The following is a 14,740-nucleotide window of genomic DNA, read 5'->3' as shown; positions in this document are numbered from 1 at the left end:
ATTTGAATTCACTAAATAATTGAGGAGGATTTTATGTCAGATCAGCCTACCGTAAATGTATACGGTGCAGATTGGTGCGGAGATTGCAAACGTGCGAAAGCTGCACTAACTCAGTACGGAGTAGCATTTATTTGGCATGATATCGAAACAGAAGAGGGCGCTGAAGAAAAAGCGATTGAAATTAGCAATCAAAAGCATATTCCAGTTGTTACTTTTGCAGATAATACTTTTATGGTTGAGCCATCAGCAACACAAATAAAAGCAAAACTTGAGTCACTCGGAATACTGCAATAAATGTATGTAACACGCATAAGTTAACACGATATTCACTTCGTCGATTGAATGTAGTATACTTGGCATTTGTTGCCCCTTTAGCTCAATTGGCAGAGCAGAGTCCTTTTAAGTCTTGGGTTGTGGGTTCGAGTCCCACAGGGGGCACTTTTTTATACCTTAAGCACACAGCCGAGAGCGTATAAGTATGTTTATTACAACACTAATGGCTTGTAGATTAGTTAATCCAAATAATCGGCTAGTACAGAATCTTAGGGTTATAGGTCAAAAGCGTGTAAAGTGTGTAAGAAATCATGTTTTAGGTCTTGCAATACAAGCATTTTGCGATAATTAAATCTGCTTTCTGCACATTCGCCACCAAGACAAAAATGTGTAAAAATAAACTCATAACAACTACGGCAGTAGGGCTCGTAGTATATCGAATGCGGATTATTTTTATGTTCTGTGGCATTCGAAGCATTCATTAGCTGAATATTTAACAATAAATCGTCACAAACTCTGTTACTAACGCAGAGTATCCATCAGCTGAGCTTTACACACTTTTGGAGCCTATAACCCGAATCTTAGTTAATTTAATTATCGGTCGGAATGGTATAATTGAAGTCCTTGATTTAAATCATCTATAAGTTTGTCAGCATCATCGTAACTTGCTTCACCTTTTGCTATTGTCTTGCCGAACTTTTGCATAGGATCCCAAAAAGCATACATTTCAGGTATTGTCGGCTGAAGAATAGAAGTGCGCGCAATAACTTTCATTTCTGCTTCGGCTGCAGCATCAGCTTTACCAACAAACTTACTAAGCCTTTTATCTGATGGCACCGTGCCTGTTTTTTCAAAAGATACTTTTTGAGAGTTTTTTGACCCAAGAAATGCTGCAAATTTAGCAGCAGCTTTTTTATAAGAAGAGTTAGGATTGAAACCAAAATCACGCGATCCAGAAAAAGCTTTCATCTGGAATTCTCCAATCTTAGTTTTAAACTTTGGAAGGCTAGTTGCAGCATAGTTAGATCCAAGAATCTTTTTCACTTCACTTGCACTCCATGTTCCGGAAAAAATCGCGTCCACAGAACCTTTCCTAAGGCTTTTAAGCTCCCTTCCATTACCACCTAAAACAAAATTACTGTTTCTTGTTAGATCAATAATATATTGCGTTATAGCAACAGCTTTCTTATTGAACTTTATACCTTTACTTGCATCATTCCCATTTTTGCCAAAGAATGATACAGCCCCATCAGAATAGAATCCAGCAAGATACCACGCATTACTAATATCAAAAGCTACTTTGCCTTTTGCAATCATCTTATCTAAAGACTTAACATCGTCAGGTGTGAATTTTGATTTGTTGTAATACATTAGCCATGAGTTAGTTGTATACGGAACGCCGTATAGCTTTCCATCCGTGTAGGTAACTCCACGAACCACTACATCATCATTCTGCTTTTTTACTTGTTTAACAGCGTACGGCGGAAGTTCGCCCAATTTGCCAAGTTTTAATAACTCTATCATCATATCATTGCAGTAACAGAAAACATCAGGACTTTCGCTATTATTATTCATTTTTAATGCAGGATCCTGAGACTCAACCACGCTATTTTTAAAAGTTATTTTGTATTCCGGATGGATTTTCTGAAATTTTTCTTCCATCTGCGCAACCCAACTATTGTCTTTGCTACTTGACCATACGGTTAGATTAACGTCCGTAACTTTCTTAGGTTTAGTAGGTTTTTTCTTCTTGTGCTTTACTATTTTCTTACTACCACTAAAAGATATTTCGTCACTGTAAGACTGATTGACACTATCGTTCCCACAGGAAGAAAAGCTCATGAGTATTACTATTGCAAAAATGCTACAAAATAGTTTCTTAAATTGACTCATTTCACTCTCCCTATTATCTCTCTAGATACAATTCACCCGACTCAAGCAGAAAAATTTAAACTCAACTTGCCCAAACACTAGCGTCTTGATCATCTTCATCTATATCGTGACCTACAAGTGCTGGAGAAGAATACGTGTATTCATCATCCACAACGCCAGAATCAGCATCTGCATTAATAGCAGCAAGAACATGCTTATCCATTTTGTACTGTGGTAATACGTTCTTAATATAGCTAGTTACAGCATCTTGCATAGCAACGTCGTGGCCAACTTTTTCTGCCATAAACCAACGATGATCCAACACTTCATGGAAGAACTGAGCTGGTTCAATTTGCGAACGGAACTCAGGAGGAATCATACGAACTGTTGGCTCGAAAATTTCACGCATCCAATCAGTTGCGACGATTTCCAACTCTTCACCCTGACGCCATGTAGAAGTGCGATACGCATCCAAATCGTTCAGAAGCCTTCGAGCCTGATTCTCTTGAACATCTAATCCAGTAAGACGAAGAAGCTTGCGGGAAGCATAGCCAGCATCCACAACGCGAGGTCGAACCAAAACCCTTCGACCATCTTCTGAAGTCTTCATCTCCAACTCGTCAACATCGAAACCAAGCTCATTTAGACGATTAACACGACGTTCAATTCGCCACATCTCATCAGGACTGAACTTATCAACGTCAGTAAGCGTACTCCAAAGCGAATGATAACGGTCTACTAGACGATTGCCTATGCTGATTTCATCTACTTCCGTCGGCAAAAGCTGACCGGAGCTCAAATCCATAAGCTCACCAATAATGTTGGTTCGAGCTAAATCAATATCGTATTCTCGTTGACCTTCTGTTAAGCTTCCGTGCAAATCACCAGTTTCTGCGTCAACTAGAAAAGCAGAAAAAGCATCTGCATCTCGCAAAAACAGCACGTTAGAAAGCGATACATCGCCCCAATAGAAGCCAGAAAGATGCAAGCGCACCATAAGAACAGCGAGCGCATCAATAAGACGCTCTGCGGTATCCGGACGCAACGTACGAGCAAATAACGCACGATATGGCAGTGAGAACTTCAAATGTTTCGTAACTAACATTGCCTCAAGCTTTTCACCATTAGCATCATGGCGACCTGCAACAACAGCTATAGGAGTAACTGTAGGCAACTCAAGTTTACGAAGCCTACGCAAAAGCTCATACTCACGTTCTGCAACTTGACGAGTAATTTCCTTCATTGCATACACTTCATCGCCAACGTGAACAAATCGCACAACGTGGCGAGAAATACCGCGCGGCAAATTCACGAATAAATCAGCAGGCCATTGAGAAAGTGGTAATTCCCAAGGCAGTGTAAACATTTTTGGATTTGAACTAGCCGCAGTAATCTTAAGCGCCTGCGGCTCTTGAGACGACGCATTCTCGTCCTGTGCAGATACCGAAGTTGCTTGCACAGCACGCGGGTCTAATTGAGGAGCGTCATTCCATTCCATAAAGTTTATTTACCAATCAAGCTCATGCCAACGATATCACTGCATTCAATATAAACACAGCTTAACCACCGGCGAATTATTGATAACAACTATATATAATAAGCGATGCATTGTAATGATGTATTATTGCACACTTATTATACTGCTTTTTTGTGCCAAAAACGGGGTTCGCGTCATATTGCGAACCCCGCTATACCTTATACCGAAAGTTTGCTTATTAGCTCATATAAGCAGGCAAACCAACGCTTTTAGTTCAAACGCAACTCCGTAGAAGGTGCGAACAGATGCATCTTAGATGGATCAATCTTGATCTTCACGGTGTCTCCAACCTTTGGAAGAGCACGTGGATTCACGCGAATAGTTGTGAGCTTGTTTTGATCAGACATCATCGTAGATGCTTCTTCAGGAGAACCATCTGTAATGATATTGCCGTAGATATAGCCATCAGAACCGAGATCTTCCACGTTCATTACCTTCAAGGAGAACGCATTTGGATCATCGGATGTTGCCAAGCTTGCGTCTTCTGGACGGAAGCCAACAATAATTTGTCCGTCATCCTCTGCAGTGAGCTTGTCAACAGCCTCAGCTGGAAGAACTATGGAATCCTCACCGATCTGAGCTCGACCATTTACAACTGGATGCTGATTGATGTTCATGGATGGAGAGCCAATGAAGCCTGCGACGAATACGTTTGCAGGACGGTCATAAAGCTCAGTAGGAGCTCCAACCTGCTGCAATACGCCAAGCTTAATCACTGCAATGCGGTCACCCATGGTCAAAGCTTCAGTCTGATCGTGGGTAACGTACAGAGTAGTAACACCGAGCTGACGCTGCAAAGCAGCAATCTGAGTACGAGTCTGAACGCGGAGCTTAGCATCGAGGTTGGAAAGAGGCTCATCCATAAGGAAGACTTTTGGTTCACGAACAATTGCGCGACCCATAGCAACACGCTGACGCTGACCACCAGACAAAGCCTTTGGCTTACGATCCAAATACTCTGTCAAATCCAACACTTCTGCAGCTTTTTCAACACGCTTGCGAATTTCTTCCTTAGGAACACCAGCAATCTTCAAAGCAAAGCCCATGTTATCAGCAACTGTCATGTGTGGATACAGTGCATAATTCTGGAAGACCATTGCAATATCGCGATCCTTTGGCTGCATTGTAGTAACGTCCTGACCGCCGATGAGGATACGTCCTTTGTTAACCTCTTCAAGACCTGCCAACATACGCAAAGTAGTTGACTTACCGCAACCAGATGGACCAACGAGTACGAGGAACTCACCATCTTTAATAGTCATGTTCAAGTCATCAACCGAAGGCTTATCGTTGCCTGGGTATATACGAGTCACATGATCAAATACAACTTCTGCCATGATATGTCCTTTCATCGGCAGGTACGTGCCGAACGATCCGTAGTGAAGGGTGTGCACTCATGACCCCAATTCCTACATCGGCGGGTATCAATCGTCCACAGTTTACTTACCTGGTCCATTGAAGGTTCTCTTCGTTGAGCCATGCCTTAATATATCATGTTTATCTTAGAAAAACAGCAAAAAATCAGTATTTTCTCAATACTCGGCGTGTCGAATAAGGCGCACAAAAGGAGAATAACTATGGATCAACAACAAGAAACAACAAATAATGAAATACAAAGATCAAATACCCCTTATAGTAAAAGCTTAATTGGCATCGTAATAGCACTAATTATTCTTGCATTCGTTGCGGGAGCTGGGTTTATGGCTTATTACAATTCAATCAATAAACCACAAGTAAAAATTGAAAATCCAACAACTAATAAGCCAGATACACAAACTGAGGATACAGCAGACTCCAAAATAGCCAAAGAGATTAAAAAACTGCCTTCTTCTGACATCCCACCGGCATCTAATTTACAAGGCGGAATTCTTCTTAGCAAGGATGGGTACGGCAAGCAAGCTGCTGGTGCTCCTACAGTTGCTACTTATTTTGATCCTTTGTGCCCTGGTTGCGGATCCTTTAATCGTACTGTTGATGAAACTTTAATTAAAATGGTTGAAGCAGGTCAAATTAACCTAGAGCTTCACCCTATGTCATTCTTAAATCGTTTTAGCTCAGATCAATATTCTTATCGCGTATCAAGCGGTATTGCTTATATCGCCTCATATGATAACGATCCAAAGCACTTGCTCAAGTTCATCAATAGTATTTTTAGCGAAAGATTCCAGCCGGAAGAAGGCGATGGATACCAAGCAACACCAAATAAAGCTCTTATTGATTTAGCTGAAGATGCTGGAGTTGCAAATAAGATTGCGAATGAAGCCTTTAACCTACACTATGTTAAGTGGCAAGAAGTTATTAATGAGAATACTCCAGAAGAAAAAGCTTTATGGAATGTTTCTGGCTCTAATAAAGGCGCTATGACAACTCCAACAGTAACAATTAACGGTAAGCTAGTAGATCTACATGCAGCTTCTGAAAAGCAGATGGATCCTTTGGAAGCTATATTAAAGTCTTTGGGAATCGATAAAAAACATGTTGGCAAATCTGGTTATATGCCGCAAGTTACATATAAGAGTAAGCCGCTTGATTTATAAATAAAATTAAATAATTTCTATACAAAAACGGACGTTAAGAACAAGCCTAGCGTCCGTTTTTATTTAATAATTTAGATTTCTATAATTTAGCTTATTTACAATTCAATAGGAGAGTCAGTGCTAGACACTTTAGGCATCTGACCCGCAACTCCAACTTGCTTTTTATCCAAGCCAATGCAATGCAACAAAGCGTCAATAATTTTCATATTTTTTTCACTTGCAGCATTAATATCTAGTAATTTCCCATTAATGGTGACAGTTGGTGTTGTCATTGAACCCTTGTTATCCCCAGAAACATTTAACAGCTCTTTGAAATCAGGAATGCATTCGTTAATCAAATCCTGCCACTTCAAATATTGTCTGTCAAAAGCTTTACTTGCAACTTCTTCTGAAACGCCAGATTTTTTAGCCAGATTAATCAATTCTTCATTGCTTACAGGCTTATAATCTCTTCCTTCTTCCGGCTGGAATTCTTTACTAAAAATGTTATTAACAAACTGAAGCAGATGCTTTGGATTGTTGTCATGTGAAGCAATATATATAACAGCGCCGGTTACGCGAGTCGAGTAATGGTCAACAGTAAACTTATCCAAGGATGACATTGGGTGAAGTTCTAGGTTAATTTGACCTGCTTTAACCATTGAAATCAGTGTCTTGTCTGACGTACGGTTAAAGTTTCCACAACCAGGGCACAAAGGATCAAAATAGCTTGCAACCGTTGGGGCTTTAGCAACAGGCTTGTTGTAACCAAGCTTGCTTATAAGAATTCCGCCATTAGAATTGACAACTTCCGGCTTATATTTAGCGCCATCTTTCTTTAGTCGCTTTTTAGCTTGCTTAGAACGCTCAATTTGCATTTGTTCGGTCTCGTTTGGCTGAGACAAAGCTTGATAAGCTGCAACACCAACTGTAACCAGCATAGCCATAACAATAATCGTTACGATAACTCCGATAATTGCTTGCTGACGACGCTCGCGCTCTTCACGCTCTTCACGCTCGCGTTTTTCTATAATTCTTTGTTGGCGAGCAGAAGATGGATTCTTCTGCTTATCATCACGCATCTGAATTTTAGGCATTGCTATCCTTCAACCCTTTATTTCACACGCTAAGACTAGCTCCTAGCAGCATTCTTGTTAATAAAATAATAACTTCACCACAGTTTAGTAGATGGCATCAACGGAAAATAAACATTACGCATCGTACTATTTTTATTTTTTATTTTTCAAATGATTTTTCAGAATAAAATAACGCACCTAATCCTAAACGGAATTTTGTAGTCCACTTAACTACAGCAAAAACAACCCATGCAACCATAAATCCTAGAGCATATCCAAATGCAGTATTTGAAAAAATATTAGGTGAGTAAGCTGGCAAAAGAATACGCAAGGATCCAACATCTATAGAAAGTAATTCAGGATTATCACCACAGAAAAATGGATATATAACAGCTCCAATACCTCCGGAAATCACAATAGCTATAACTCGTGGAAGCATGTAAACGAATCCTCGAATAATATGCCATGGCAAAGTTGCAACACGCACTACAGAATCGTGTCGAGGAATTATCCCATCGTTAAGTTGCATTCTTCTAAAGCTTGATGAAATACTGTAACCGGATGTTGCACTAATCCACATAAAAACCATTGCAAAACCAATGGAATCGAGAATACTTAAGCAAGCAATAGCTAAATGAAAAATTACACAAATCAGTAATATCCATGTTCCTCTACGCGCATAATCATGTTGATTAAGAACACGATTGGCAGAAGGTACTTCGTCACTTTTAACGTGTAGAGAATCGCCTGCTTCATTTTCAATATTGCCATTATCAAAAGTGCTATCAGAAGGATGAATAAGTTTTGAAGATTGTGCAATGCGCGAATTGTTTGAATTGTCGTTCTGTATATTCTGAAAATCTACGTCTTTTAACGCATTAATTCGTGTTTTTTCATCCACATAAGACGTTTTATCGTCTTCACTATCTAATGAATGCGGCATAACAGTAGTAGAACGAACAGTTACGGTAGGCGCTTCTTCATCAGAATTAAGATTTGATATGCTATCTGCACCAACTGTACCAGCTGCATCGCAGGCAGGAGAATTTGTTAGTATAGCAGTTTTTTCTTTTGTTTCACGGATTGTTTCACGGTTTGTTGCACGCCACATTTCACGCATAGTTACATTAGTGGCGTTACGATCAAAAGGGCGATTCATCTCCGGCCAAGCTAAAGGATCCATAGCATCTTGACTAATTGCATTTTCTAAATCAGATGGCATACAACGCTGCTCTCGAATCGGGTTCAAAGCTTTACGGAAAGCAGCCATTGTTCTAGGAGGCAACCCCGTTAAATCTGCATTTCCTGAAGCAGCACGCTCCAAAACAGCCATCATAGGCTTTATGCCAAAAACAGGCTTACCTGTAGCTGCAAATGCAAGCACAGCGGCAACAGACCACCAATCTGTAAGTTCATCTGAATCTCCGCCTTCAATAATTTCTGGAGCAATAAAACCAGGAGTGCCCATCACTAATCCCGTGCGAGTAACATGGCTTTCACCTTCACCCATCGCAATACCAAAATCTACTAATACTGGTCCAGTAGCAGAAATCATTACATTAGTTGGTTTAATATCGCGATGAACAATACCTGCTTCATGAACAGCCTTAACAGCTTCAATAAGCTTATGCGCAAGGCGCTCTAAATCATCTGCAATATAAGGCCCATTCTCATCCACGTCTTCGCGCAAATTATGTCCTTCAATCAACTCTGTCACAATAAAAGCGATTGAAGCATCTAATTCCATATCCACTATCGCGCAAACACCTGGATGATGAATCCTCTGCAAAGCCAAAGCTTCACGTTTTAAACGCATTCGAGCACGTTCCTGCTCAGAATCCTCTTCTTCACTCTGTTTTGCATTAACAGAAGCACGTAATATTTTCATAGCATATTGATTGCCGCCGTCGTCATTAACACGCCAAACTGACCCCATTGCGCCGCCGCCAAGCCTAGAAATAAGCGTGTATCCGCCTACATTATTCCCTGGTTGCAAATCGAACATGCTTGTATCTTCCATACTGCATTATGTTAATGCCTTATATTGCCAAATACGCAAATATACGAAACAAAAAACACGCCGTTTCTATATTCAACATCGCCGTAATTTTGTAATGACGTGGCATATGGTACACTAATCAATTGTTCTACTTAGCATGATTCGTTATGCCGATTAGAAAACATCGCCTCCTTAGCTCAGATGGCCAGAGCGGCCGCCTTGTAAGCGGCAGGTCGCCGGTTCGATCCCGGCAGGAGGCTCCATTTTTATTATGCTCATTTCGTGAGTGTTTGTTATTTTCTATTCTCAATTTCAAAACTACAGTTTTGTTATCTTTCGTATCACATATAATGACGTGAAATGATTAAAGCAGAGGGGATAGCAGCTAATTAACTATTCAAAATAGAAAAAATTTCTACTTTTCATATACAGTGCCAAATTATGGCGTATTATGAAAATAACAAATCTATATCTGCACACATAATCATCTTTATAACAAAACTTTTCGCGAGTAAGAACTCGGAAACCTTCCCCCAACTCAGGGTTTCCGAGGTGAGAGTGGAGCGTCCCCCAACCAGCTCCACCTCATAGGGGGCGGGAATATCCCCTTCTCTCCCGCCCCCACTTTTATTTTGTTTTGCACTCAATTTTGAATGCAATATTGAAGGTATAATAGAAAAGTTAGCGTTATTGCGAAGGAGTGATTGTATGGCACGTCGATGGACGCCTAGACGATTAATAGTAATGCGTCGTGCGAGAATAATTGCCTGCGTTTTATCTATATCACTCACAGCAACAAGCTTATTTATATTTACAGCTAAAAAATCTGTTGCAATGGTCGTAAATGGAAAAACGCGCATTGTAAGCACTTATTCAACAAATCCAATACGCTTATTAGAAGAACAACACGTTCCAGTAAAAACTCACGATCAAGTTATTTCTTCTTCTGGAGATATTCTCACAAACCATTCTACTGTAACAGTTCGCAGTGCTTATCAAACTTCTATCACCGTAGATGGAGTAACTATACCGTTTTGGACTGTTGCAACTAGCGTCGATCAATTAATCGGCTTTTTTAAAGCTAATGCTAAAAACGCTTCACGAATTACAGTAAATTTGCAAAATATTTACGATAAACTAACTTGCGGCTTATCAATTAATAAAAAAGGCCCAATTAGCGTTGTTGCTGACGGTAAGACACGCGTTGTGCAAAATGGAGACTTACCTGCGAGTGCAATTCTTGATTCTCAAGGTATAGTGCTTGGCAAGGAAGATCGCGTAAGCGTAGAAGAAGATGATGGAAATACTATTTTACGTATTTCTCGAGTTACTCATGGCAAAGAAACTCGTACAGTTTCGCTACCTTTTGCCACGCAAACTGTAGTAGATCCTAAACTTCCAGCAAATTCTCGCGTCATACAACAAGCCGGCGTGAATGGCGAGCGCGAAGATGTTTATAACGTTACGTACGTAGATGGAAAAGCAGAAAGCGCAACCCTAGTTTCGCAAAATTTGGTAAAGCCTGCAGTTAATCAAGTTATTGCTGTAGGTAAGGCTGCTCCTGCGCCAGTTCACAAAAATAATACGAATACACAAAAGCCAAAACAATCCAAGCAGCAAACAAAATCTCAACCAAAAAAGCAGGATGCTGAGCAATCTACAAAACAAGAAAAGAAAAACAGCCAACAGCAAACTCAACAAAACCAGAATAAAACGCAGAATCAGGCTCAAAATAAAGATCAGAACAGTAGCAATGTGAAAAATACTGCTAGCAACAATGGCGCACAAGCATCACAAACTCAACAACAAACCACATCTGCTGCTCCTGCACCTGCTGCTAATCCACCTGCACCAGCACCAAGCTCTAATCCCGATAGCCTCGTACATGCTACTCCAGAACAAGCTAAATTATTTGCTCAAGGCGCAGCTGCGCAAATGGGTTGGACCGGCAAAGAATGGGAAGATCTTTTATGGCTATGGAATAGGGAATCTGGATGGAGATGGAACGCAGAAAATCCTAGCTCACACGCTTATGGCATTCCTCAAGCTCTTCCTGGAGATAAGATGAGCAGCGCAGGAGCTAATTGGCATGAAGATGCCGCAATACAAATTAGCTGGGGTATAAGTTACATTAAAGGCAGATACAAAACACCTAGCGGAGCAGTAAAACATTCGCGCGAAATTGGTTGGTATTAAAAGACAACAGCGTGTTTTACGCACTTTGGCGCAACGGGTTAATTGTTACGAAATTTGGATGGTAAAACTTTGACAGAAATCAGCATTGAAAATGAAGGTCAGCTTTTAGGCGCAGCAGATATTAGACGTATCGCTGCAGAAGAAGGCATTACTCCTACCAAAAAGTTCGGTCAAAATTTCGTTATTGATCCTGGTACAGTGCGAAAAATAGTAGCAGCAGCTGAAGTTAAACCTGACGATACTGTTATGGAAGTAGGACCTGGTCTTGGTTCTCTTACTCTTGCAATATTGCAAACAGGAGCACAGCTTACTGCAGTAGAAATAGACCCTCCGCTAGCTCGACGATTGCCGCATACTGTAGAAGAATTTATGCCTAAAGCAATGCAAAAATTTAACGTCATTCTAAAAGATGCTTTGACAGTAAATGCCGATGATGTTCCACAGATTGCACGGGCTAAAAAATTTACTCTTGTTGCAAACCTGCCATACAACGTTGCGACGCCTATTATTCTTACTTTGCTAGAAAAATTTAGCAACTTACAGAATTTTCTAGTTATGGTTCAAAAAGAGGTAGCAGATCGTTTATGCGCACAACCTGGGAATAAAGTATATGGCACACCAAGTGTTAAGTTGGCATGGTATGGAAAAGCACAACGCGCAGGGCTTATCGGTCGTAATGTGTTTTGGCCAGCGCCAAACGTTGATTCAGCATTAGTTTCTTTTACTCGCGATTGCACAAGCAAAGGTGACAACAATGAGCGTGAGGGAGTATTCGCTTTAATTGATGCAGCTTTCCAGCAACGACGTAAGACATTGCACGCAGCTCTTAAAAATCAAGTTCCAGAAGAAGCATATAAAAATTCTGGAATTGACCCAACTAGACGCGGCGAGACGCTTACTTGCGATGAATTTATTGCTTTATATCGCGCATGCAAAGATTGTAAATTATAAATGAAACGCATATTTATTTGTTGAATAAATATGCAAAATAAAATATTACGCAATGAAATATTACGTATATTCTGCAGCTTGTGTAAACTTGCTGCTAACAAAGTTATAAACCACAGATCGGAAGTGAACATGACGCAAGAATACGACGAACGTATTGCTCGTAAAGCTTTCATGTATCAAAGAAAAAGATCTGTACTCACTACAGTGAGCGTAGGCTTAGGCGTAATTTTTATATTTGCTTTACTCGTGCAATTCCACGCTTTTGGCATAAATTCTGTGCGCGCTCCAAAAGATAACCCAAATTACGGCGTTCCAGCTCCATGCGCAATAATAGGAAAAGAAGGAGCCAAAGCCCCTTACGTAGATAATAGAGCTGTGACAATCAGAGTTCTAAACGGCACAAAGTTCCGCGGTTTTGCTCGCGCTGTTGGCGAAGCTTTAAATGCTCGCGGATTTAACTTAACAGAAGTTAACAATAACAAATCAAGCAATATCAAACGAACAGTTATTTACTTTGGGAAGAACGCTATTAACGAAGCTTATACAGTAAGCGCTAATTTTGCCGATGCAATTATGCGAATGGACGATAGGCAAGATAAACTCGTCGATATTGTGCTTGGCTCTACTTTTAATAATCTTCGCCCTAAAGTAGATGTTCCAGCAGCAGGCGCAGCAATACATGAAGTGCAAGGATGCATAAGAGCTGACCTTATGAAAAACATTCCTAAGGCAATTCAGCATAAGGAAGTTAGATAAAAAAATAGTAGCAGTATAAAATATTTTACTGCTACTTTTTATTTAAACGAGTAGACTTTTACTTTTTGCACGTTTCTTCATACCATCGCTGTAATTCTTCTACAGCAATATCATGATCTACCGGACCATTATCGAGACGATAATCAAGCATATGCTTATAAGCCTCACCAACTATTGGACCTGGTTGCAAATGCAATAATTGCATTATTTCGTTACCGTCTACATCAGGTCTAATAGCGTTAAAATCTTCCTGCTTTTTAAGCTCTTTTACGCGCTCTTCCATTTCGTCCATCGCATGTTCAAACATTAACGATTTGCGACGATTCTGAGTGGTTGCGTCTGCTCTAGTAAGTCGATTCAACCGCTCATACAGATGCCCTGAATCTTTTACGTAACGACGAACTGCAGAATCAGTCCACGGTTCATCAACATAGCCATGAAAACGCAAATGCAAATTCACCAATTCAGTAACATCGTCGATAAGATGATGATCAAAATGCAATGCTTTCAAACGTTTACGAGTCATTTTTGCGCCAACAACATCATGATGGTGGAAACTAACTTTCCCTCCATCTTCAAATTTTCGAGTTTTTGGCTTACCAATGTCATGCAATAAAGCAGCTAGACGCAATGTTAAATCCGGAGATGGCACTGGACCTTCTTGATCTGTTTCCAAAGCAATAGCGCGCTCAAGAACCATCATTGTATGTTCAAAAACGTCCTTATGACGATGGTGCTCGTCAATTTCAAGCTGTAAAGCTGGAATCTCCGGAAGAACACGCTGAGCTATACCAGATTCGACAAGAGCTTCTAATCCTTTACGAGGCCTGTCAGAAAGCAACATTTTAGTAATTTCGTCGCGAATTCTTTCAGCAGAAACAATATCTAACCTATCTGCCATGTCTACAATCGCTTCAGCAGTATTTGCTTCGATACTAAACCCAAGTTGCGCAACAAAACGAACTGCACGCATCATACGCAGAGGATCGTCATCAAAAGATTGACGAGGATCAACCGGCGTTCGCAACACGCCTTTAGCTAAATCACTCGCACCGCCAAAAGGATCTACAAACTCTAAATCTGGCACGCGCAACGCCATTGCGTTGACAGTAAAATCACGCCTAGAAAGATCACCTTCTAAAGTATCACCGTATTGCACTTCAGGTTTACGAGAATCTGGATCGTACACATCAGAACGGTATGTAGTAATTTCAACTTTTACTTCAGTACCATCCGCACGCCGACGCATAGCTCCCAACGTGCCAAATTTACGACCCATATCCCAAAAACCATCATGTCCCCAGCGACGCAAAATAGGTTCAAACTCTTCAGGCCGAGCTGATGTACAAAAATCAAGATCATGCGACACGCGATGCAGTAGCATATCTCTTACAGGACCACCAACTAATGCAAGTTCATAATGACGCTCAGCAAAAAGTCGCCCCAACTCTATAGCTTCAGGCCAAACTTCGAAGTTCTCAGTCACCCTTACCGACACCCTTTCAGCAAAAATCAATCTATATTCCAGCATACCGTTACCCCAATGCACAGCGGATTGAGTAAT

Annotated in this window: 11 protein-coding genes and 2 tRNA genes; 7 read left to right on the top strand and 6 right to left on the bottom strand. The window is 40.6% G+C overall.

What is annotated here, in order from left to right; genetic code table 11:
* Positions 1–33 precede the first annotated feature (33 nt).
* Both ACJV2T_RS00135 and ACJV2T_RS00130 read left to right on the top strand, forming a co-directional pair.
* Complete coding sequence (locus ACJV2T_RS00135; RefSeq protein WP_415683172.1) at positions 34–294, top strand: glutaredoxin domain-containing protein; 261 nt, start codon at positions 34–36, stop codon at positions 292–294.
* Positions 295–365: 71 nt separating this feature from the next.
* A tRNA-Lys gene (locus ACJV2T_RS00130) sits at positions 366–438 on the top strand.
* Between the two features lie 429 nt (positions 439–867).
* On the opposite strand, the gene ACJV2T_RS00125 is transcribed toward ACJV2T_RS00130, so the two are convergent.
* The 3 genes from ACJV2T_RS00125 to ACJV2T_RS00115 form a co-directional block, all read right to left on the bottom strand.
* Positions 868–2,166, bottom strand: a complete 1,299-nt coding sequence (locus tag ACJV2T_RS00125; protein ID WP_415687069.1) for an extracellular solute-binding protein — start codon at positions 2,164–2,166, stop codon at positions 868–870.
* Between the two features lie 61 nt (positions 2,167–2,227).
* On the bottom strand, positions 2,228–3,643 hold the full coding sequence (locus ACJV2T_RS00120; RefSeq protein ID WP_415683170.1) for a DUF4032 domain-containing protein: 1,416 nt from the start codon (positions 3,641–3,643) through the stop codon (positions 2,228–2,230).
* A 248-nt stretch (positions 3,644–3,891) separates the two neighbouring features.
* Positions 3,892–5,019, bottom strand: a complete 1,128-nt coding sequence (locus ACJV2T_RS00115; protein ID WP_419398801.1) for an ABC transporter ATP-binding protein — start codon at positions 5,017–5,019, stop codon at positions 3,892–3,894.
* 240 nt (positions 5,020–5,259) lie between these two features.
* Here ACJV2T_RS00115 and ACJV2T_RS00110 point away from each other — a divergent pair, with 240 nt between their 5' ends.
* A complete protein-coding gene (locus ACJV2T_RS00110; RefSeq protein ID WP_415687557.1) occupies positions 5,260–6,219 on the top strand; it encodes a DsbA family protein in 960 nt (319 codons plus the stop codon).
* 95 nt (positions 6,220–6,314) lie between these two features.
* Here the strand turns inward: ACJV2T_RS00110 and ACJV2T_RS00105 are convergent, their stop codons facing one another.
* The gene (locus ACJV2T_RS00105) at positions 6,315–7,295 is read right to left on the bottom strand and encodes a DsbA family protein (RefSeq protein WP_415687068.1); all 981 of its coding nucleotides are present in this window, start codon (positions 7,293–7,295) and stop codon (positions 6,315–6,317) included.
* A 139-nt stretch (positions 7,296–7,434) separates the two neighbouring features.
* A complete protein-coding gene (locus ACJV2T_RS00100) occupies positions 7,435–9,294 on the bottom strand; it encodes a serine/threonine-protein kinase (protein ID WP_419398800.1) in 1,860 nt (619 codons plus the stop codon).
* 165 nt (positions 9,295–9,459) lie between these two features.
* On the opposite strand from ACJV2T_RS00100, the gene ACJV2T_RS00095 reads away from it, so the two are divergent.
* From ACJV2T_RS00095 to ACJV2T_RS00080, 4 genes are all read left to right on the top strand, one after another.
* A tRNA-Thr gene (locus ACJV2T_RS00095) sits at positions 9,460–9,536 on the top strand.
* Positions 9,537–9,981: 445 nt separating this feature from the next.
* A complete protein-coding gene (locus ACJV2T_RS00090) occupies positions 9,982–11,469 on the top strand; it encodes an aggregation-promoting factor C-terminal-like domain-containing protein (protein WP_415683166.1) in 1,488 nt (495 codons plus the stop codon).
* A 54-nt stretch (positions 11,470–11,523) separates the two neighbouring features.
* A complete protein-coding gene (gene rsmA, locus ACJV2T_RS00085) occupies positions 11,524–12,420 on the top strand; it encodes a 16S rRNA (adenine(1518)-N(6)/adenine(1519)-N(6))-dimethyltransferase RsmA (RefSeq protein ID WP_419399074.1) in 897 nt (298 codons plus the stop codon).
* Between the two features lie 129 nt (positions 12,421–12,549).
* Positions 12,550–13,176, top strand: a complete 627-nt coding sequence (locus ACJV2T_RS00080) for a LytR C-terminal domain-containing protein (RefSeq protein WP_415687065.1) — start codon at positions 12,550–12,552, stop codon at positions 13,174–13,176.
* Between the two features lie 58 nt (positions 13,177–13,234).
* Here the strand turns inward: ACJV2T_RS00080 and ACJV2T_RS00075 are convergent, their stop codons facing one another.
* Complete coding sequence (locus tag ACJV2T_RS00075; RefSeq protein WP_415683164.1) at positions 13,235–14,707, bottom strand: CCA tRNA nucleotidyltransferase; 1,473 nt, start codon at positions 14,705–14,707, stop codon at positions 13,235–13,237.
* Between the last annotated feature and the right edge of the window lie 33 nt (positions 14,708–14,740).

The organism is Gardnerella phocaeensis (genome assembly GCF_048545075.1).
GTDB lineage: Bacteria > Actinomycetota > Actinomycetes > Actinomycetales > Bifidobacteriaceae > Bifidobacterium > Bifidobacterium vaginale_J.
Note: the sequence above shows the minus strand (reverse complement) of the source record. Positions and strands in the feature narration are given on the sequence as shown.

Bases quoted from the DNA above. Each gene is read 5' to 3' on its own strand.
- ACJV2T_RS00135 (WP_415683172.1), top strand. From the start codon at position 34: ATGTCAGATCAGCCTACCGTAAATGTATACGGTGCAGATTGGTGCGGA.
- ACJV2T_RS00090 (WP_415683166.1), top strand. From the start codon at position 9,982: ATGGCACGTCGATGGACGCCTAGACGATTAATAGTAATGCGTCGTGCG.
- ACJV2T_RS00100 (WP_419398800.1), bottom strand. From the start codon at position 9,294: ATGGAAGATACAAGCATGTTCGATTTGCAACCAGGGAATAATGTAGGC.
- ACJV2T_RS00105 (WP_415687068.1), bottom strand. From the start codon at position 7,295: ATGCCTAAAATTCAGATGCGTGATGATAAGCAGAAGAATCCATCTTCT.
- ACJV2T_RS00075 (WP_415683164.1), bottom strand. From the start codon at position 14,707: ATGCTGGAATATAGATTGATTTTTGCTGAAAGGGTGTCGGTAAGGGTG.
- ACJV2T_RS00080 (WP_415687065.1), top strand. From the start codon at position 12,550: ATGACGCAAGAATACGACGAACGTATTGCTCGTAAAGCTTTCATGTAT.
- ACJV2T_RS00125 (WP_415687069.1), bottom strand. From the start codon at position 2,166: ATGAGTCAATTTAAGAAACTATTTTGTAGCATTTTTGCAATAGTAATA.
- ACJV2T_RS00120 (WP_415683170.1), bottom strand. From the start codon at position 3,643: ATGGAATGGAATGACGCTCCTCAATTAGACCCGCGTGCTGTGCAAGCA.
- ACJV2T_RS00115 (WP_419398801.1), bottom strand. From the start codon at position 5,019: ATGGCAGAAGTTGTATTTGATCATGTGACTCGTATATACCCAGGCAAC.
- ACJV2T_RS00110 (WP_415687557.1), top strand. From the start codon at position 5,260: ATGGATCAACAACAAGAAACAACAAATAATGAAATACAAAGATCAAAT.